Origin of the sequence: Variovorax sp. J2P1-31 (assembly GCF_030317215.1) — a bacterium.
In the GTDB taxonomy this organism is placed as follows: Bacteria; Pseudomonadota; Gammaproteobacteria; order Burkholderiales; family Burkholderiaceae_C; genus Variovorax.
Window position 1 is genome coordinate 473,675 of record NZ_JASZYA010000002.1, and the last position, 19,049, is coordinate 492,723.

Sequence of the window (19,049 nt, forward strand, 5' to 3'; positions counted from 1 at the left end):
GGCTCTTGCAAGTTCGTGCCATGGGCGACAGAGGGGCCGTCGACGCATCGCTCTGAGGTAAATGTTATTCATCACTGACGCGGAAAATTCTTAAAATCAGGGGTTGAAGTTGAATGATTTATCAATCTCATGGCTGCTTTCCGGCAGCCCTTTCACATGACCCCCAAGCTCGACAACTACGACCGCGTGCTGCTGGCCGCCATCCAGGAAGACGGGCGCATGCCCCAGAGCGAACTGGGTGCGCGTGCCAACCTCTCGACCGCTGCAGTCAACCGCAGGCTCCGGCTGCTGAGCGAGGCCGGTGTCATCGAGGGCTACACGGCCCGCATCCATCCCAAGGCCGTGGGCTACGGATTGACTGTCGTGGTGGAGGTGAAGGTTGAAAGCGAACGCGCCGACCTGCTGGACGAGATGCGGCACGGGTTTGAGGCCTGCCCGCAGATCCAGCAGTGCTACTACGTGACCGGCGAGTGCGATTTCGTGCTGATCTTCCTGGTCCGCGACATGGACCAGTACGTCGAATTGACCCGGCGCCTGTTCCACGGCAACAACAACGTCAAGGCTTTCAGGACGCTGGTGGTGATGGACCGGGTGAAGACCGGCGCCAAGGTGAACATCGAGGCGGCATAGCGCGGTGCCCACCCCATGGGGCGCCGGTGCACCGCCGTGCGATGACGGTGCAGCCGACGCCGCGGTGCCCACCCCATGGGGCGCCGGTGCACCGCCGTGCGATGACGGCGCAGCCGACGCCCGCGCTCAGCTGCGTTTCGCGTGCCCCGTCACGCGCAGCTGGAAGCTCCGCAACTGCGCGCCGCTCACCGGCTGGCCCGAGACATCGGTCACACGCAGCACCCACTCTCCCTTCGAGGCTTCGGCGAAGAAGGCATTGCTCGACGACAGGGGGATGCCGAAGTCGCTGCCGCCTTTCAGCGTCGACATCGGCGTGAGCACATGGCTCACCGTGCCCGAAGGCGAGGTCAGCGTGGCCGAGAGCGCGCTCGGCCGGGTGTGGCTGGTGGCCAGGCTGAACTGCACCGATTCGATCGCCACGTTCGCATCCAGCCGCACCCGCAGCGCGGCCGACGACGGGGCGCCGCCGATCTCCGACGGCCGGTCGGCCGAGGCGGTCCATCCGCTGTCCTGCAGCGGCGGCAGCGTCCGGAAGCCGCGCGCCATGGCCACGGCCGCGCTGGCATCGACCAGGCCGAAGCCGTACCAGTTGCTGAAGCGATAGCCCGCCGCGTTGCTGACCCAGCCGGCGTCGACCAGGGTGCCCCGGGCGCTGACGGCGGGCTGGGCCAGGTCCAGCGGGCGGGCGGTGGAGGCCAGGATGAACTTCACATCGCGCTGGGTCAGCGCCGGGTTCGCGTTCAGCATCAGGGCCGCGATGCCCGCCACCATCGGCGCGGCCGAGGAGGTGCCGCCGAAGGCCGCGGTGTAGTGGCAGTCGGGGTCCAGCGGCGTGCCGCCGTCGAGCGCGTTGAGGCGCATGGCCGTGGTGTTCAGGCCCTCCGCACACCCGCGGATGTCCGTGGTGACGATGCCGGGGCCGTAGTCGCGCTGGCCCGGGCCCGCCACGTCGAGCTGCCGGCCGCCTTCGCCGCCCGGCGCCGACACCCAGACCGCGGCGCCGGCGGAGGAGAAGTACGAGCGCGCGCCGCGTGCATTGACCGAGGCGACGGCGATGGTCTGGCGGAAGTTGGCGGCCGGATCGGTGTTGGCCAGCACGCAGCTCAGGCCCGCTGCACTGGCGTCGCAGCCTGCGAACTGGTCGTTCTTCTCCATGTCCTCGGGCTGCATGAAACCGTTGCCCGCCGCATAGACATAGACCCCGCCCTTGCCCGCGCGCGTGCCGCTCATGAGCGACTCCCAGGCCTGGAGTTCGGCCTGCGCAATGGCCGGATAGGCGCCGGTGTAGGGCGCGCCCAGGCTGGTGTTGAACACGTCGGTACTCTTGGCCTCCGCGCCTTCGCCCCAGGCATAGCCGACGTACTTGCGGAAGGCCGCGGCCTGTTCGGCCACCGTGCCGCTGAAGATGACTTCGCCGACGTTGAAGCCCTGCAGGCCGGCCTCGGGCGCCACGCCGCGGCCGCCCCGGCCGTTCCAGCCCAGGGCCGCGACGATGCCGGCGACGTTGGTGCCATGGCCGTCCTTGTCGCCCAGGGGCTGGGTGTCGTCGAGGAAGTTCTTGCTGCCGCCGGGCACGATGTTGGCGGCCAGGTCCTCGTGGCCGATGTCGATGCCGCTGTCGACCACCGCGACCTTCACGCCCTGGCCGCGCAGGCCCTGGGCGTGCAGCGTGCCGATGTTCAGGTCCACGCCGGCGCAGGGCAGCGTGTCGGCGAACACGGCCTGGCCGATGTTCTTCAGGTACCACTGGTCGGTGAACAGCGGGTCCTCGTTGGCGGCCGTGGCGCGCTGCAGGGGCGCGGCCGTGTCCGCGCAGCGAACGTCCAGCGTGTGGCGGTTGGGCGAAGCCGCGACGACATCGCCGTTGCCGTTGCCACTGCTCCCGCCGCCGACATCGGTGCCTCCGCCGCCGCTGCCCGTGCTGCCATTGCCGCCGGTGTTCCCGCCACCACCGTTGCCGCCGCCGCAGCCGGCCAGCAGGGCCAGCGCGACGATCGGCAGCGCACGGTGGGCGGAGGTCCAACCACAAGATAAATACTTAACTTTCTTCAACTGAAGATCCTTTGGAGGTGAATAAAGAAATGGGCCGGAGGGACGTCGTGCGCCGCCTGCAGGGCATCGGTTCTTATTCTCTTTTTGTTGTAGAAAGTTTTATTTTTTATGAAATGTTGGTTGAATATTGTTGACAAAAAATGATGAAAAAACATGAAGTTAGTCATGTTTTTTGGGTGTCGATGAATCTTCGTTGGCCTGTTGTTTTTCCTGGGATTTTGGTTTTGAATTGAAAATTCAAATTAACAATTTCAATTAGAAAGCAGCAATTCCAGCCCCAGGCGCTCGCCACTGCGCACCCGGCCGATCCCGTGCCGCAGATGGACCGCGTAGGTGCCCTTGCTGCCCACCTGGGGCCGCTGCGCCACGGCGATCACCGCGACATCGCCCCGGCGCAGCGGCACGACCAGGGGCCGCGACTGCATGCGCGGGCGCTGCTCCGTCATCACGAAGGCGCCGCCGGTGAAGTCCTCGCCGGGCTCGCCGAGCAGGGCCACGAGCTGCAGCGCGAAGCCCTGGGTCTCGGCGCCGCGGTCGTGCAGGGGCTGGTCCTCGCCGGCCCGCAGGCGGCTCAGGCTTGCCTGCGACGCTTGAAAGACGCCCGGCGTGCCGGCGTGGCGCGGCGGCCGTCCCAGGGTGTCGTTCCAGCGCGCCGAGATCGGCGCCAGCCGCGGATGGAAGGCCCGCTGCAGCTCGGCGACCCCAACGGGCCAGCCCGTGCCTGTCGTCAGCGCGCGGATCTGTGCGTCGCCGAGCATTGCGGGGATCGCCACGAAGCCCTCCTGGTTGAGCCGGGCTTCGAGGCCGGCCCAGTCCAGCCGGGCGACCGCTGCGTCGAAGCCCACGCTCAGGCCGCCTCGCGCGCGAGCAGTGCGCGCTTGCGCTCCACGCCCCAGCGGTAGCCCGACAAAGCGCCGTCGGTGCGCACCACGCGGTGGCAGGGGATCGCGACCGCCAGGTGGTTGGCGCCGCAGGCCTGGGCCACGGCCCGCACCGCCTTGGGCTGGCCGATGCGCGCCGCGAGTTGCGCATAGCTCACGGTGGTGCCGGGCGGGATCTCGCGCAGCGCCTGCCACACCCGCTCCTGGAAGGCCGTGCCCTGCACGTCCAGCGGCAGGTCCAGGCCCAGCGAAGGCGCCTCGACGAAGCCCACGACCTGCGCCACCAGCTGTTCGAAGTCGCCGTCGGCGCCGATCAGCTCCGCCTTGGGAAACTGGTCCTGCAGCTCGCGCACGAGCCGATCGGGGTCCTCGCCCAGCAGGATCGCGCAGATGCCGCGCGGGCTCTGCGCGACCAGGATCGCGCCCAGCGCGCATTGGCCGACCGCGAAGCGGATGCGCTGGTTCGGGCCGCCCGCCAGGTAGTCGCGCGCCCGCATGCCCAGCAGGTCGTCGGCGGTCGCATAGAAGCGGCTGTTGGAGTTGAAGCCCGCGCCGTAGATCGCATCGGTGACGGTAGCGCCGTGCTCGGCCGGTTCGGCGCGCAGACGGCGCCCGCGAAAGGCCGAGGCATAGGCCTTGGGCGTGAGCCCGGTCTGGGCCTTGAACACGCGGTGGAAATGGTGCGGGCTCAGGCCGACCTCGGCGGCGAGCGCGTCGAGTTGCGGTGGCGACTCCGAGCGCTCGATCAGCCGGCAGGCCTGGGCGACGGTGGCGGCGCGCTGCGCGGCCAAGGCGCTGCGGTCGCCCGCGGCGCGCTGGCTGCTGCGGTAGCCCGCGGCCTCGGCTGCCTGCGCGGTGGCGAAGAACACGGTGTTCTCGCGCTTCGGCCGCCGGGCCGAGGCGCTGGGCCGGCAGTACACGCCGGTGGTGCGCACGGCGTAGACGAAGTGGCCGTCGGCGCGCGCGTCGCGCGCCTGCACGGCGGCCCAGCGCTGCTCGTCGTCCGGGTAGGCCGGGGTGGCGTCGGCGTCGGGGTGCTTGAGGATGGCATTCATGGTGGTGCTCCAGAGGAGATCCCAGTGTCTTGCGGACTTCGATCGCAAGCACTCCGCTTCTTGCGCTCGAACTGGCGTGCCCGGCTCAGCCCGCCCGGCGAAAGGTGAGGTTGATGCGCTGCAGGCCGAGCCGCGGGTGCGCGTCGCCCTGGAGCGGCATCACGCCGTGGTAGCGCAAGCGGTCGGCGCCGCCCCAGACCACCACGTCGCCGTGCTGCAGCAGGACCTTCTGCGTGGGCTGCGCGCGCGCGAGGCCGCCGAACAGGAAGCGCGCCGCCATGCCCAGCGACACCGACACGATGGGCGCGCCGTAGTCCTGCTCGTCCTTGTCCTGGTGCAGGGCCAGCCGCGCGCCGGGTTCGTAGCGATTGACCAGGCAGGCGTCGGGCGAGAAATCGGCGAAGCCCGCGGCGGCGGCGGCTTCGCTTGCGAGGCGTGTGAAGGCCTCGGGCATCGCGGGCCAGGGCTGGCCGGTGAGCGGGTCGACGGCCGCGTAGCGGTAGCCGCGGCGGTCGGTGGTCCAGCCCAGCGCGCCGCAGTTGGTCAGCGCCACCGACATGGTGAAGCCGCCCGGCGTGACCATGCGCCGGAACGGCGACACCGCCGCGATCGCGTCGATGCAGGGCAGCAGATCGCCGACCCGCGGCAACGCGAAGGCCCGCAGCACCACGGCCTGCGGGCCCAGGCGCAGGTCGGGCAGCGGGGCCTCGTCGTCGAAGAGCGCGAGCGTGTGCATCACAGGGCGTCGTGGAAGATCAGGCCCACAGTGTGCCGCTGGCCGCCGTGCACCCGGCTCACGCCGTGGCGCATGGCCAGCCTGCGCGTGCGGCCACTGGGGCCTGTCTCGGGGCGCTGGTTGACCGTGAAGACCACTGCGTCGCCTTGCGTCAGCGGCACCACGTCGGCGCGTTGATGGCCCGTGCGGCTCTCGGTCATCACGAACTCGCCGCCGGTGAAGTCGACGTCGGGTCGCGACAGCAGGATCGCGACCTGCAGCGGAAAGACGTGCGCGCCATAGAGGTCCTGGTGCAGGCAGTTGTGGTCGCCTTCGCGGTACGACAGGATCAGCGGCGTGGGCCGGCGCTGCCCGGCGCGGTGGCAGCGATCGAGGAATGCGGCGAGCGTGGCGGGGTAGCGCACGTCGATGCCGAGCTGCGCGTTCCAGCGGTTCGCGATCGGCACCAGCCGCGGGTAGAGCGCGTGCCGCAGTCGTTCCAGCAGCGGCGGCAGCGGATAGGCGAAGTACCTGTATTCGCCGCGGCCGAAGCCGTGGCGCGCCATCACGACGGTGGAGCGATAGAGGGCCTCCTGCGTGTAGAGGCCGGCCAGTTGCCGGCACTGGTCGGGCGTGAGAAGGCGCGGCAGCAGCGCATGGCCTTCGGCGTCGAGCGCGGCCGCGAGGGCGGCGTCTTCGGACGTGTCGGGCGATGGCGTGAAAAAGTCGTGCATGGCCGACCCAGTCTAGGCCGGTGCCCTGCCGCACGGCACTCCGATCCTTGCGCCCGAATTCTTCGCCGGCGCCTCAGGCCGCTTCTTCTTCAGGCACCGGAAACAGCCGCCGCCGGTAGCGCGCCGAGGCCAGCCGCGCGCCGCAGGTCGGCGAGCACCAGATGCGGTCGCCGCGCCGCGAGCGGTCGAGGAACATCACGGGGCAGGTCGGGCTCGCGCATTCCTTGATGCGACTGCGCGCCTCGCTCGAGAACAGCGCGATCGCGTCGCGCGCCAGCAGGGCCAGCACATGGGCGTTCGACACCTCGGCCAGCGGCTCGAGCGCGGTGCCGGTGCCGTCGAGCAGGCGCGGCAGCGGCGTGTGGCAGGCCCAGGCATTGATCTGCGTGATGGCGTCGTGCTGCGGCGCGCGCTGGCCGCGGATGGCTTGCGCCGTCTCGTAGATGGCGGCGCGCAGCACGCGCATGTCGGCCAGGCCCTCTTCGCCCACCGGCAGTTGCGGCACGGGCAGCTTCATCCTGCGCAGCCAGCTGTGCCAGAGGTCTTCGTTGCGCACGCGTTCGTAGCGTCGGCTGGTCCATTCGCCCAGCGTCTCGACCAGCAGCAGGCAGGGCACGCCGGCGCGGAACTTGAAGGAGAAATCGCCGGCCTTGAGCGGGCGCACGGCGACGTGCGCGCGCGGCGTCGCCTCGGGGATGTGGGGTCTGCGTCCGCTTTGCACGCGGGGCAGTTTAGGAGCGTTGCCGTTCGCGGTCCGCGTCGGTGATCGCATATGGATATCTGTTTTCCTTCCTTGGTCGACTCAGGGTCGACCCTTAGATTCGTCATTGGTATGACCCATGACGACGAACTCCAGGCGGCCCTCGCGGCCGCCGCACCACCTCCCCACGGGACGGCCCGCGCATGAGCGACGACAGCAGTGCAGCGCTGCAGGCCGAGCGCATCGCGGGCCGCCGGCCCAGGCTGGGTGTGTGGACCGCCCTGGCCGGCCTGCGCAGCTGGCTGTCCATCGTCATGTTCCTGCTCGCCTGGTATGCGGCCTCCGCGGCCGGCTGGCTCAACCCGCGCACGCTGCCCGGCCCGGACCGCCTGCTGCTCACCGCCTGGACCATGGTGCAGGACGGCTCGCTGCCCCATGCACTGCTGGTGAGCCTGTCGCGCGTGGTGCAGGGTTCGCTGCTGGGCCTGGCCGTGGGCCTGGCGACCGGCGTGTTCGCGGGCTTCTCGCGGCTGGGCGAGGACTTGGTCGACAAGCCCATGCAGATGCTGCGCACCATCCCCTTCACCGCGCTGGTGCCGCTGTTCATCCTCTGGTTCGGCATCGACGAAACGCCCAAGGTGCTGCTGGTGGCCTTCGGTGTCGCGGTGCCGATGTACATCAACACCTTCGGCGGCATCCGCAACGTCGACGCCAAGCTGGTCGAGGTGGCGCGGGTCGCGCGCATGGGCCGCTTCGCGATCGCGCTGCAGGTGCTGCTGCCCGCGGCCCTGCCCAGCCTGCTGGTGGGCCTGCGCTTCGCGCTGGGGCTGGCCTGGGTGGCGGTGATCATCGCGGAGACCGTGGGTGCCGACTCCGGCATCGGCTTCCTGCTGACCAATGCGCGCCAGTTCGTGCGCACCGACATCATGCTGGTCTGCGTGGCGGTCTATGCGCTGCTGGGCCTGGCGACCGACTACGGGGTGCGCCTGCTCGAGCGCCTTCTTCTTTCCTGGCGCCGTGTCTACACGGGTTGAAGCCAGCGTCTCCTTCGTTTCTTCTCTCTCGCATCCCATGTCCCTGATCGTCGGCGCCCATCCGCAGAACCCTTCGCTGTCCATCCTCGCCCGCCGGTCCGCCCTGCGCGCCTCGCTCAAGGCGCAGGGCATCGACTTCTTCATCCACGGCGCCGGCGCGCAGACCATCCCCTTGATGGAACTCGACGTGCTGCAGCTCATGGGCACGGGCGCGACGCCGCCGATCCTGGCCAAGGCGCGCGAGCTGCCGGTGGTGGTGTTCGGCATGTCCGGCCCGCGCGCCGAGCGCGGCGGCGTGGTGGTGCGCGCCGATTCGGGGCTGCACAGCCTGGCCGACCTGAAGGGCCGCGGCATCGCGCTGATGCCGGTCTCGTGGCACACGCAGTTCCTGGCGGCCGAGCTGCACGCCGCGGGCATCGACTGGCGCGAGGTCAACGCGGTCGAGCTGCTGCCCGCCACCGCCAAGGACGCCTTCGAGGCCGGCCTGCTCGACGCCATCGTCGCGACCGATCCGCTGTTGTCGAAGATCGAGTCCACGGTGCCGGTGCGCGTGCTGGCGCAGCCCGGCAGCAGCTTCTCGAACCGCTCGGTCTACTGGGCGCGGCAGTCCACCGTGGCCGCGCATCCGCAGGCGGTGCAGGCGCTGGTCGATGCCATCGCCGAATCCGACCGCCTCACCGCCGCCGACCCGCTGGCCGCCGCGCAATTGCTCGAAGGCGTGAACGGCAACACGGCCGCGCAATGGCTGCCTTCGCTGCAGTCGCGCCCCTGGGGCATCGACGTGCCCGACGCCGGCTTCGCGGCCGAGCAGCAATCGCATGCGGACATCTTCGCGCGCTTCGGCCTCATCCCTTCGCCGCTCGACGTGAGCGACACCGTGACCGCCGCCTTCCCGGCCGGCCGCGCGCACTGACTCAAAGGAATCGATCATGGAAGTTCTCTGGTACCTCACCGGCCCCGACGGCCGCTACCCCTGGCGCGCCGACGGCGCCCGCGCGCTCACCTATCCCTACTTCCAGCAGCTCGCGCGTGCAGTCGACCACCTGGGCTACACCGGTGCCCTGCTGGCCACGGGCTCGCACGACGCCTGGGTGCAGGGCGCGTCGCTGATCCCCTACACCGACAACTTCCAGCACCTGATCGCGGCCCATCCGCCCCTGCTGTCGCCGGTGCTGCTGGGCAAGATGATCAACACCTTCGACCAGTTCTCGAAGGGCCGGCTGCGCGTCAACATCGTCAACGGCGACGCCAAGCTGATGGCGCAGTACGGCGTGCACCTGAGCCACGACGAACGCTATGCCTACACCGACGAGTACCTCACGGTGCTGACGGCGCTGCTGCGCGGCGAGACCGTGACCTTCAAGGGCAAGTACATCCACGTGGTCGACGCCGGCATCCCGCTGCCGCCCTACCGCCAGCCCGCGCCGCTGTGGTTCGGCGGCTCCTCGCCGGCCGCGCACGAGGTGGCGGCCAAGCACATCGACACCTACCTCTCGTGGGGCGAGACGCCGCAGCAGGCCGAAGAGAAGATCCGCGAAGTGCGCGCGCTCGCGGCCAAGCACGGCCGGGCCGACAAGATCCGCTTCGGCATCCGCTTGTACGTGATCGTGCGCGAGACCGAGGCCAAGGCCTGGGAAGCGGCGGCTGACCTGTACGAGCACATGGACGAGCGCTCCATCGCCGGCGCCCAGTCGTACGTGGCCGGCATCGATTCGATCGGCCAGCAGCGCATGTCCGCGCTGCACGGCGGGCGCAAGCCGCGCGACCTGCGCGAGCTCGAGATTGCGCCCAACCTCTGGTCGGGCATCGGCCTGGTGCGCCACGGCCCCGGCACCGCGCTGGTCGGCAGCCCCGAGCAGGTGCTCGCGCGCATCCAGGACTACCGCGATGCCGGCATCGAGGTGCTGATCGTCTCCGGCATGCCGCTGCTCGAAGAGGCCTACCGCTTCGCCGAGCTGGTGCTGCCCCATCTGCCCGTCGACCGTGCGGTCGACCCGGGCGTCACCTCCGCCTGGACCAAAGAAAGGGATACGGCATGGAAAAAGCAAGCATGAAATCTTCGGACCTGAACAACAGCGGCCGCCGCGCGGCGCTGGGCCTGATCGGCGGCGGCGTGCTCGCCACGCTGCTCGCGGCCTGCTCGCGCGAATCCACGCCGGCGCCTGCCGCCGCGGGCGCCGCACCGGCCGCACCCGCCACCGCCGCCACCACCGCCAAGGTCGCGCGCATCGCGCCGCTGCAGGCCTTCAACTTCCTCACGCTGGCGCAGCTGAGCGGCGGCATCGAGAGCTCGGTCCAGGCCGCGGGCGGCTCGGTGGTGTGGAAGCCGCCGTTCCCGGCCTACGTGCCCACGGCCGAGGCGCTGCGCGGCGGCGCGATCGACATCGGCAGCGGCAGCGCCACCTCCTTCCTCACCGCCTCGACCGCCGACAAGGACCTGGTGGTGTTCGCGGCCGAGAAGAGCTCGGGCAAGGACCAGGGCATCGTCGCGACCGGCGCCAGCGGGATCCGCACCGTGGCCGACCTGGTCGGCAAGAAGATCGCGGTCAACAAGGGCGGCACCGGCGAGTACCTGCTGCGGCTCGCGCTGGCGCGCCACGACATCCCGGTCGAGAAGGTGACCGTGGTCTACCTGGGCCCGACCGATGCCTCGACCGCCTTCGCGCAAGGCCATGTCGACGCCTGGGCCGTGTGGGAGCAGTTCTTCGCGGCCGGCCAGGCCGAGCCCGGTGCGCGCGTGGTGGTCTACGGCGGCGACATCGGCTCGCTCAACCGCAACGTGCACGTCACGACGCGCGCCTTCGCGCAGGCCCACCCGGACTTGGTGAAGGCCGTCTACGAGGCCTTGCGCAAGGAGGCCGAGGCGGTGCAGGCCACGCCCGGCCGCGTGGCCGACCTGAACGAGAAGCAGGGCGTGCCCAAGGCGGTCGCGGACATCATCCGCCAGGTGCCCCCCTCGACCGTGGTGCCGGCCGACGACGCGCTGCTGCGCGAGTTCCAGGAGATCGCCGACTTCTATGCGAAGCACGGGCTGACGGCCCAGCCGATCGAGGTCAAGGGAACCACCGTCGATGTCGCTGCCCTCTGATCGCGACGACCGCCGCGTGCAGCTGCGCGGACTGACGCGTCGCTTCGGCGATGCGCCGCCGGTGCTGCGCGGCCTGTCGCTGGACATCGCGCCGGGCCAGTTCGTGGCCCTGCTGGGCCGCAGCGGCTCGGGCAAGTCCACGCTGCTGCGCGTGCTCGCGGGCCTGGACGGCGGCCAGGAGGCCGAGCGGCTGCAGGTGCCGGCCTCGGTGTCGGTGGCCTTCCAGGAGCCGCGGCTCTTTCCGTGGCTGCGCGTCTGGCGCAACGTGGTGCTCAACCTCGGCGGCGACGACCGCCGAGCGCAGGGCGTCGCGGCGCTGGCCGAGGTCGGCCTGGCCGACAAGGCCGAGGCCTGGCCGCAGACGCTGTCGGGCGGCCAGGCGCAACGCGTGTCGCTGGCGCGCGCGCTGGCCCGCGAACCCGCGCTGCTGCTGCTCGACGAGCCCTTCGGCGCGCTGGATGCGCTGACGCGGCTCACGATGCAGCGGCTGGTGCTCGACCTCTGGCAGCGCCACCAGCCGACCGTGCTGCTGGTGACCCACGACGTCGACGAAGCCCTGCTGCTGGCCGACCGCATCCTGGTGCTCGACCAGGGCCGCATCGTGTCGGACCTGGCGCTGGACATCGCGCGGCCGCGGCGCATGTCGGACCCGGGGCTGGAGGCACACAAGGTCGATCTGCTGCAACTGCTGGGCGTGGAGGTCGACGCCTGATTCAATCGGCCTGCAGGAAGTCCAGCAGCGCCGCGTTGAAGGCCGCGGCCTCGGTCGCGCTGAACGCGTGGCCGCCCTCGGGCACCAGGTGCAGGCGCGCTTGCGGCAGACTCTCGGCCAGGCGCTGCGAACGCGTCCACGGCACCAGCACGTCGTCGCGCGCAGCCATCACCAGCGTGGGTGCCTGGATCTCCCGCAGCCGTTGCGAAACATCGAAGGCACGCAGCGCACCGATGCGCGCCAGCAGGTTCTCGCGGCCCTGGAAGTGCGCGATGCCGTGCGCCACCTCGGCCTCGACCTGCTCGGCGTTCGCCGACAGCCAGGCGGCCGGGTAGAGGAAGATCGGCTGCGCCTTTACATAGGCCGCGGCGCCGCCCGCGTCGAGCACATGCAATCGGGCCTCGAAGCAGCGCGCGGTCTGGCTGTCGAGCGTGTCCCAGGCATTGACCAGCACCAGGCGGTCGAGCCGCTGCGGATGGCGCAGGCCGAGTTCGAGTCCGACCAGCCCGCCCAGCGCATGGCCCATGAAATGCGCGCGCTCGATGCCGGCCGCGTCGAGCAGGCCCGCCACCTCGTCCGCCATGTCGGCGATGCGGTAGCCCGCGGGCAGCGCGCCAGCGTTGCGGCCGGTGCCGCGGTGGTCGTAGCGCATCACGCGGAAGTGCGTGGCCAGCGCATCGAATTGCGGCTGCCAGAAGCCGGCACCGCCACCGAGGCCGGCCGACAGCACGACCGTGGGGGCGGCCGCATCGCTGCGGCCGACGAGTTCGTAGCGCAGCGCGCTCATGCGGCCATCTCGATGCCGAGCTCGCCCCAGATCTGGTCGTAGAGCGCGTTGAACAGCGGCAGCTTGCGGATCTTCAACGGGTGCCGCATCTCGGCCGCGATGTCGATGTCGTGCACCGCATGCACCCGGCCGGGCCGGCTGCTGATGACCACGATGCGGTCGGCCATGGTGATGGCCTCGCCCACGTCGTGCGTCACCAGAACCACGCTGCACTGGCGCTCGCGGATGATGCGCAGCATGTCGCCCTGCAGGATCAGCCGGGTCTGGCTGTCGAGCGCGGAGAAGGGCTCGTCGAGCAGGATCACGTCGGGGCTGAAGGCCAGCGTGCGCATGAAGGCCACGCGCTGGCGCATGCCGCCCGACAGGCCCGAGGGCAGGCTTTCCTCGAAGCCCTTCAGGCCGTAGGCCTCGATCAGGCCGCGTGCGATCTTGTCGGCCTCGGCACGTGGCACGTTGCGCACCTGCAGGCCGATGATCACGTTCTCCAGCACCGTGCGCCAGGGCAGCAGCAGGTCCTTCTGCAGCATGTAGCCGACGTGGCCGGTGGCGTCGTGCACCGGCTTGTCGTTGACCAGGATGCTGCCCTGCGTGGGCTGCAGCAGGCCCGAGATGATGTTGAACAGCGTGGTCTTGCCGCAGCCCGAGGGGCCGACGATGGCGACCACCTCGCCGCGCTTCACCTCGAAGCTGATGTCGTCGATGGCCGTCACCGCCTTGGGCGTGCCCTGGTTGAAGGTCATGCCCACGTTGCGGGCGGACAGCACGGTGTCTTGGGAGTTCATGGCGTGGCCTCGGTGGTCTCTGTGGAATGCTGCGCCAGGAAGGCGAGCACGGTGTCGTTGAAGAAGGCCGGCTCGACGCGCGAAAGCGCGTGTGCGCCATGCGGTGTGCGCACCAGCCGTGCGCCGGCGATGCGCTCGGCGAGCAGCCGGGACGAATCCGGTGGCGTGAGGATGTCGTCGTCGGCCACCAGCACCAGGGTCGGGCACTGGATGCGCGGCAGGTAGGGCAGGCCGTCGAAGGCCATGATGCCGTCGACCCGGCTTTCGAGGATGCTGGCCGAGGGCGAGCCCGCGGTGGCCGCGGCGATGTCGCGTTCCAGCAGGTCGTGGTGCGCGCAGACGTGGTCCGGCGGATAGAGGAAGACCGGCGTCGCGCGGTGGTATTCGGCGATGCCTGCGCTGCGCAGCAAGGTGCGGCGCAGCGCGAGGCAGCGCGCCATCTGCGCATCGAGCGTGGCCCAGCTCGCGTAGAGCACCAGGCTCGCGACGCGTTCGGGCTGCGTGGCGGCAAGCACCTGGCCGATCGCGCCGCCCGTCGAATGGCCCACCAGGTGGGCGCTTTCCACGTCGAGCGCGTCCATCAGCCGCAGCAGGTCGGTGGCCATAAGCTCGACCGAATACGGCATCTCCGAATGCGTGCTGCGCCCGGTGCCGCGGTGGTCGTGCAGCAGCACGCGGTGGCGCGCGGCGAAGGCCTCGAGGTTGGGCTGCCAGTAGCCGGCCACGCCGCCGAGGCCGGCGACGAGCAGCACCGGCGTGCCCTCGTCGCGGCCGGCGATCTCGTAGTGGAGGCTGGCGTCGCCGATGTTCGCGAGCGGCATGGCGCGACCGCCTCAGCGCCAGGCCAGCCGGCGCTCGACCCAGCCGACCAGCGTGTCGAGCACCAGGGCCAGCGCCATCAGCGCGAAGATGCCGACCCACACCCCGTTGAGGTTGTAGAGCGTGCCCGCGTAGTAGACGTGGTAGCCCAGGCCCTTCTCGGCCGAGATGTACTCGCCCACCACCGCGCCGATCATCGCGAAGCCCACGTTGAGGCGCAGCGCCGAGCTGATCCACGGCAGCGAGCCCGGCACGATGACCATGCGGAAGATCTGCCAGCGCTTGGCGCCGATGGCCTTGAGCATGCGCACGTAGTCGTGGTCGACCTCCTGGCTGCCGGTGAAGCTGGTGAGCATCGAGACGATGAAGGTGATGGACGCGGCCACCGCGATCTTCGACTCCATGCCGATGCCGAACCACACGATGATCAGCGGCGCGAGCGCGATCTTGGGCAGGCCGTTGAGCGCCACCATGATCGGCCGCAGGATCGCGGCCACGGTGGGCGACAGCCACAGCAGCAGGCCCGAGACCGAGCCCAGGATGCTGCCGATCAGGAAGCCCAGGATGGCTTCCTGCGCCGTCACCCAGGTGTCGCGCAGCAGCGCGCCCGAGCCCAGGCCCGAGACGAACTCGCGCCAGATGCCCGTGGGCTGGCCGTACGAATAGACCGGCAGCCATTCGCGCCGGATCGCGAGTTCCCACAGGGCGAACAGGCCGCCCACCAGCAGCACCTGGCCTGCGAGGATCAGCAGCTTGCCGGGGCTGCGCGGCGCGGGCTTGCGCTTCGGTGCCTTGGCCGTGGCGGTGGCCGATGCGGCGGGCTTCGAAGCGACGGGGCGATGCGATGGCATGGCGGAGGCGAGGTCGGTGTGTGCCATGGCCTCAGGTGCCGACGTAGGCGGTGGTGGCCAGCTCGACCAGGAACTCGGGTCGGACCATGTCGGCCTTGATGCAATAGCGCGCCGGCGGCTGCTCGGGGAAGTACTCCTTGTAGACCGCGTTCATGGCGGCGTAGTCGGCCAGGTCCTTGAGGAAGATCTGGTTGAACACCACGCTCTTCATCGTGCCGCCCGCGGCCTCGATAACGGACTTGATGCTCTCCAGCACGATGCGCGTCTGCGCCGTCACGTCGCCGACCGCCAGCGTCTCGCCGCCGGGGCCGATGGCCAGCGTTCCGGACACGTAGACGAAGCCGCCCGCCTTGATGCCGGGGCTGTAGGGCGCGAGCGGCGGCGCGGAGCCTGGGGGAACGATCACTTCGATGGACATGGGGTCTCCTTGCGTTGGCGTTGGGGGGATCGGGATGCGGGTGGCTCAGGCCACGGCCGGCTCGGCGCAGGCTTCGACCAGTTCGTCCACGGTGGTGGTCCAGCCGAAGAAGCGCTCGACGTTGTAGACCGTCGCTTCCTGGATGAAGGCCGGGCCGGCCTGGAAGCAGGCGTCGCGCACCAGCACCGGGAAGTACTCGTGGAAGAAGGCGTCGCGGATGGTCGACTCCACGCACACGTTGGTGGCCGTGCCGCAGACCAGCAGCGTGTCGATACCGCGGCTGCGCAGCATGCTGTCGAGCGCGGTGCTGGTGAAGCCGCTGTAGCGCGGCTTGGGCAGCACGATGTCGTCGCCGCCGGGCTGCAGCGCATCGACGAAGGCATAGTCCCAGGTGCCCTTGGTGAGCAGCTGGCCCGCGAGCTCGGGGCGCTCGCGCATCAGCTTGAGCGAATTGCCCTTGCGCTGGTTGACCGAGCCTTCGCCGCCGGCTTCCTTCTGCGCGACGTCCCAGCCGTTCTGCAGCCAGATGACCTGGATGCCGCTGGCATGCGCGGCGTCGAGCGCGCGTTGGATCGCGGGGTAGACGGTGGCGGTGGCCGAGAGGTCGACGCCCAGGTGGCTGAAGTAGCCGCCGGGCGAGCAGTAGCCGTTCTGCATGTCGACCACGATGAGCGCGGTGCGGGCGGGGTCGAGGTCGAAGGCTTCGGGGCGGGCGGGGAGCTGGATGGACATGATGGCTGGAGTGGGTTTCACGACGATTTCTTGGCGGCGGCGAACTTGGCGGTGGCGCGTTCGGCGAAGCGGTTGTCCACCATCTCCTCGTAGGGCCGCGGCGACTTGACCGAGCCGCCGGCCATCTCGAAGGCCATGTTGGTGTCCCACTCGGCCTTGGAGATCGTCGGGTTCCTGGGGATCGCGGTCGACTTGGTCAGCAGGTTGTCGGCCGCGGCGCGGATCACGGCCTGGTCGATCTGCGGGAACTCGGCGAAGGAGGCCTTGAGAAACAGTTCGCGGTCGACCTGCAGCGCGGCCTGCGCCTCGGCGATGGCGTCGCAGAAGGCCTGCACCAGCGCCGGGTCCTTCTCGACCAGCGCCTTGGTGGCGATGGCGGTGGTCCACGACAGCGGGCCGATGATGTCGGCGAAGGCGAACACCGGCTCGAGGCCGAACTTCTGCTTGGCGATGCTCACGTCCCACTCGAACATCGTGGCCACGTCGGCGCGGCCGTCGAGCACGGCCTGAGCCTGGGCGCCGGCGGGCAGCTGCAGGAACTTCACGCCCGCGCTCTCGGGGTCGAAGCCGCCGCGTTCCTTCATCGCGAAGGTTGGCGTCTGGATGCTCGACGAAGGGAAGCGCAGCGTTGCGATGGTCTTGCCGCGGAAGTCCTCGAGCTTCCTGATGTTCGTGCCCGGCTTGGCCACGGCCCACATCGCGACACCGCCCACGATCTTGGCGATGTTGACCAGCTTGGCGCCTTCGTTGGTGGCGTTGACCGACATGCCCGCACCGGTGACGGCGAAGCTGGCGTTGCCCGACAGCACCACCGGCACCGCCAGCGCGATGCCGCCGGCCGAGCTCACGGCCACGTCCAGCCCGTGCTTCTTGAAGTAGCCGCCATGGACCGCCGCGTACACCGAGGCGTACATGCCCAGATGGATCGCCTCGGAGATGCGGATGGGCTTGAGCCCCTGCGCGATGGCCGGGCTGCCCAGGCTGCCGAGCAGCGTGCCGAAACCGGCGGCGCCGGCGCCGACCAGCACCTGGCGGCGCGTGCGCGTGAGGACCGCGGGAGCGGCGGGGAGGGGGTCTTTGGCCGGGTGGGTCATGCGGGCTCCTGTGAGTGGATGGCGCAAATTTAGGGGGCGCCCTGTGTTCTGTAAATTACCGAATCTGTCATGTGGCAGTGCGCAAAAGGCAACACGCTGGACGTGCGGAAACCGATGCTGCCGGCGGGCGTTTTCAGCGTTTGCGGGGCGCCTGGATGCGCTCGGCCGCGGCCTGGCTTTCCTCGGTCAGCAGGCGCAGGAAGGCGCGCGCCGCATGCGGCAGCGGGCGGTCGCGGTGCACGCTGACGCTCGACCGCGCGGCCGCGAACTCGGGTTCGTCGACCGGGATCACCAGCAGCGAGCCGGTCTCGACCTCGTGCGTGACCGTGAGCGCCGGCATGAAGGCGATCACCTGGCCGGTGGCGGCCATGGTCTTGGTGAGTTCGAGCGAGTTGGTGGTGACGACCACGTTGGGCTTGTAGCCGCGCTTGCGCACCGCGCGCTCGAACACCTGCCGCAGGCCGAAGCTGTGCTCGGGCAGGGCCAGCGGCTGCTTGCAGATGTCGGCCATCTTGAGCTGCTTGCGGCCCGCATAGGCGTGCGTCTTCGACACCAGGCAGGAGATCGGCTCGACGAACTCGCCCACCACCTCGATCTCGGCGCGTGGCGCGGCATTGAAGGTGATGCCGATGTCGGCCCAGTCCTCGAGCAGCGCCTCGATGATGCGGTCGGTGGGCGCGGTCTGGACGTTGAAGGTGACGTCGGGATAGCGCTGGTTGAAGGTGGCGATGATGCGCGGCAGGAAGCCCGACACCAGCCCTTCGAGCAGCCAGATCACGATCTCGCCGCGGCGCAGGCCGCGCAGGTCGTCGAGGGCGGTGCGCGCGCGGCTCAGGTCCTGGAAGATGCGCCGCGTCTCGCGCTGCAGCACCTCGCCCGCGGCCGTGAGCTGCACGCCGATCTTCGAGCGCTCGAACAGCACCGCGTCGAGCTCGGTCTCGAGTTGCGCGATCTGGCGGCTGACGGCCGAAGGCGCCACGTGCAGCCGATCGGCCGCGCGCCGGATCGAGCCGAGCTTGGCCACCTCGTGGAAGTAGCGGATGGTCAGGAAGCGCATGCGGGACTCGATGCGCGGGGGAGGGGAGAGACGGCGCCGGCAAGGCGGCGCGGCAGGACAACGGAACGCACGGGAACAGACTCCATCGGGACGCTGGGAATCGGTCCGGCGTGCCGGACCGGAAGACGGATCGCAGGGGCGAAGCATCTTCCAGTGCGTCCTTGCAGGAATCGGGCCCAACCCTCGGATGCGACCCGAGCTGCGTGAGCGCCGGGCGGCTGCGCTACTCCGACCAGGCGTCCGCCAGGATCGTGCGGCGCGCGTCGTCGGGGTCCGGGTGCAGCCAGGCGCCGCCCAGTTCGCTGGTGCGGGTGTAGGTCCCGCCATTGCCCTCGTCGGCCATGGGTTCGCACAGGCCCTCGACCACCACGGTGGTGCCCGCGCGCGACAGGCAGCGCGCCTTGATGTAGGCGCCGAGCAGGGCCGCCACTTCGGCATGGGGCGCGTCCAGCACGTACTGGGTGTCGCCGTGCGCCCACGATTCGCTCAGGCGCAGCGCCAGCACCGGGATGCCGCGCAGGGTCGCGGCGCCGGGCCGCAAGGTGGCCACGGATTCGGTGCTCGCGTCAGGCTCCTTGTCGACGCCGGCCATCGGCGTGCACTGCATCGTGATCGTGCGCACCAGCCCGCGCCAGGGCGCCGGCAGTTCCGCGGGCCGGCGCGCGCGCACCGCGCGGCAGCCCCGGCCGCTGGCCTTGTCGGCGCCGTGCACCCAGCTCGGCGGATCCATGCCGGCGAGTTCGACCGGCGGTGCGCCCGCCGCGGCCACGGACGCGAGGCCGCCGAGGGCGGCCAGGCAGGCGAGGGAGATCCAGAGGCGATGGAGCGGCTGCATGCGCCACAGCATACTGCGGGCTTCGGCAAGCGTCGTGGCAGCCGGTGTGCAGACGAGGCATTTCGTCTACTTG

The 19,049-nt window shown here is 70.2% G+C and carries 21 protein-coding genes; 6 read left to right on the forward strand and 15 right to left on the reverse strand.

Annotated elements, in window-relative coordinates:
- Positions 1-156 precede the first annotated feature (156 nt).
- Positions 157-630 (forward strand): Lrp/AsnC family transcriptional regulator, encoded by a 474-nt coding sequence (locus QTI20_RS13300; RefSeq protein ID WP_286551503.1) that lies wholly within the window; start codon positions 157-159, stop codon positions 628-630.
- Between the two features lie 126 nt (positions 631-756).
- On the opposite strand, the gene QTI20_RS13305 is transcribed toward QTI20_RS13300, so the two are convergent.
- The 6 genes from QTI20_RS13305 to QTI20_RS13330 form a co-directional block, all read right to left on the reverse strand.
- On the reverse strand, positions 757-2,682 hold the full coding sequence (locus QTI20_RS13305; RefSeq protein ID WP_286551504.1) for a S8 family serine peptidase: 1,926 nt from the start codon (positions 2,680-2,682) through the stop codon (positions 757-759).
- A gap of 251 nt (positions 2,683-2,933) precedes the next feature.
- Entirely contained in the window at positions 2,934-3,527 is a 594-nt protein-coding gene (locus QTI20_RS13310) for a 2OG-Fe(II) oxygenase (protein WP_286551505.1), read from the reverse strand.
- 2 nt (positions 3,528-3,529) lie between these two features.
- Complete coding sequence (ada, locus tag QTI20_RS13315) at positions 3,530-4,618, reverse strand: bifunctional DNA-binding transcriptional regulator/O6-methylguanine-DNA methyltransferase Ada (protein ID WP_286551507.1); 1,089 nt, start codon at positions 4,616-4,618, stop codon at positions 3,530-3,532.
- An 85-nt stretch (positions 4,619-4,703) separates the two neighbouring features.
- A complete protein-coding gene (gene alkB / locus QTI20_RS13320; RefSeq protein ID WP_286551508.1) occupies positions 4,704-5,354 on the reverse strand; it encodes a DNA oxidative demethylase AlkB in 651 nt (216 codons plus the stop codon).
- The gene (locus QTI20_RS13325) at positions 5,354-6,067 is read right to left on the reverse strand and encodes a 2OG-Fe(II) oxygenase (RefSeq protein WP_286551510.1); all 714 of its coding nucleotides are present in this window, start codon (positions 6,065-6,067) and stop codon (positions 5,354-5,356) included. The genes alkB and QTI20_RS13325 overlap by 1 nt, the downstream gene beginning before the upstream one ends.
- Before the next feature lie 73 nt (positions 6,068-6,140).
- Positions 6,141-6,788, reverse strand: coding sequence for a CGNR zinc finger domain-containing protein (locus tag QTI20_RS13330; protein ID WP_286551512.1), 648 nt, complete (start codon positions 6,786-6,788; stop codon positions 6,141-6,143).
- 182 nt (positions 6,789-6,970) lie between these two features.
- On the opposite strand from QTI20_RS13330, the gene QTI20_RS13335 reads away from it, so the two are divergent.
- The 5 genes from QTI20_RS13335 to QTI20_RS13355 are packed head-to-tail and all read left to right on the forward strand — an operon-like array spanning position 6,971 to position 11,601.
- Positions 6,971-7,801 carry an ABC transporter permease gene (locus tag QTI20_RS13335; protein ID WP_286551513.1) on the forward strand — a complete coding sequence of 277 codons (831 nt, stop codon included), beginning with the start codon at positions 6,971-6,973 and terminating at the stop codon, positions 7,799-7,801.
- Between the two features lie 37 nt (positions 7,802-7,838).
- Entirely contained in the window at positions 7,839-8,714 is an 876-nt protein-coding gene (locus QTI20_RS13340; RefSeq protein WP_286551515.1) for an ABC transporter substrate-binding protein, read from the forward strand.
- Positions 8,715-8,730: 16 nt separating this feature from the next.
- Positions 8,731-9,855, forward strand: coding sequence for an LLM class flavin-dependent oxidoreductase (locus QTI20_RS13345; protein ID WP_183026127.1), 1,125 nt, complete (start codon positions 8,731-8,733; stop codon positions 9,853-9,855).
- A complete protein-coding gene (locus tag QTI20_RS13350) occupies positions 9,852-10,889 on the forward strand; it encodes an ABC transporter substrate-binding protein (protein WP_286551517.1) in 1,038 nt (345 codons plus the stop codon). The genes QTI20_RS13345 and QTI20_RS13350 overlap by 4 nt, the downstream gene beginning before the upstream one ends.
- A complete protein-coding gene (locus tag QTI20_RS13355; RefSeq protein WP_286551518.1) occupies positions 10,873-11,601 on the forward strand; it encodes an ABC transporter ATP-binding protein in 729 nt (242 codons plus the stop codon). The genes QTI20_RS13350 and QTI20_RS13355 overlap by 17 nt, the downstream gene beginning before the upstream one ends.
- 1 nt (position 11,602) lies before the next feature.
- On the opposite strand, the gene rutD is transcribed toward QTI20_RS13355, so the two are convergent.
- The 9 genes from rutD to QTI20_RS13400 form a co-directional block, all read right to left on the reverse strand.
- Positions 11,603-12,388, reverse strand: a complete 786-nt coding sequence (rutD, locus tag QTI20_RS13360; RefSeq protein ID WP_286551520.1) for a pyrimidine utilization protein D — start codon at positions 12,386-12,388, stop codon at positions 11,603-11,605.
- Positions 12,385-13,170: an ABC transporter ATP-binding protein gene (locus QTI20_RS13365; protein WP_286551521.1), complete on the reverse strand. Its 786-nt coding sequence runs from the start codon at positions 13,168-13,170 to the stop codon at positions 12,385-12,387. Before QTI20_RS13365 ends, rutD begins: the two co-directional genes overlap by 4 nt.
- Positions 13,167-13,991 (reverse strand): alpha/beta fold hydrolase, encoded by an 825-nt coding sequence (locus tag QTI20_RS13370; protein WP_286551522.1) that lies wholly within the window; start codon positions 13,989-13,991, stop codon positions 13,167-13,169. Before QTI20_RS13370 ends, QTI20_RS13365 begins: the two co-directional genes overlap by 4 nt.
- Before the next feature lie 12 nt (positions 13,992-14,003).
- The gene (locus tag QTI20_RS13375) at positions 14,004-14,840 is read right to left on the reverse strand and encodes an ABC transporter permease (protein ID WP_286574211.1); all 837 of its coding nucleotides are present in this window, start codon (positions 14,838-14,840) and stop codon (positions 14,004-14,006) included.
- A gap of 31 nt (positions 14,841-14,871) precedes the next feature.
- Entirely contained in the window at positions 14,872-15,258 is a 387-nt protein-coding gene (locus tag QTI20_RS13380; RefSeq protein WP_286551524.1) for a Rid family hydrolase, read from the reverse strand.
- A gap of 45 nt (positions 15,259-15,303) precedes the next feature.
- Positions 15,304-15,990 (reverse strand): isochorismatase family protein, encoded by a 687-nt coding sequence (locus tag QTI20_RS13385; RefSeq protein WP_286551526.1) that lies wholly within the window; start codon positions 15,988-15,990, stop codon positions 15,304-15,306.
- 17 nt (positions 15,991-16,007) lie between these two features.
- Entirely contained in the window at positions 16,008-17,084 is a 1,077-nt protein-coding gene (locus QTI20_RS13390; protein WP_286551528.1) for an ABC transporter substrate-binding protein, read from the reverse strand.
- A 133-nt stretch (positions 17,085-17,217) separates the two neighbouring features.
- On the reverse strand, positions 17,218-18,141 hold the full coding sequence (locus tag QTI20_RS13395) for a LysR family transcriptional regulator (protein ID WP_286551531.1): 924 nt from the start codon (positions 18,139-18,141) through the stop codon (positions 17,218-17,220).
- Between the two features lie 223 nt (positions 18,142-18,364).
- Positions 18,365-18,976 (reverse strand): hypothetical protein, encoded by a 612-nt coding sequence (locus QTI20_RS13400; protein ID WP_286551533.1) that lies wholly within the window; start codon positions 18,974-18,976, stop codon positions 18,365-18,367.
- Positions 18,977-19,049 lie beyond the last annotated feature (73 nt).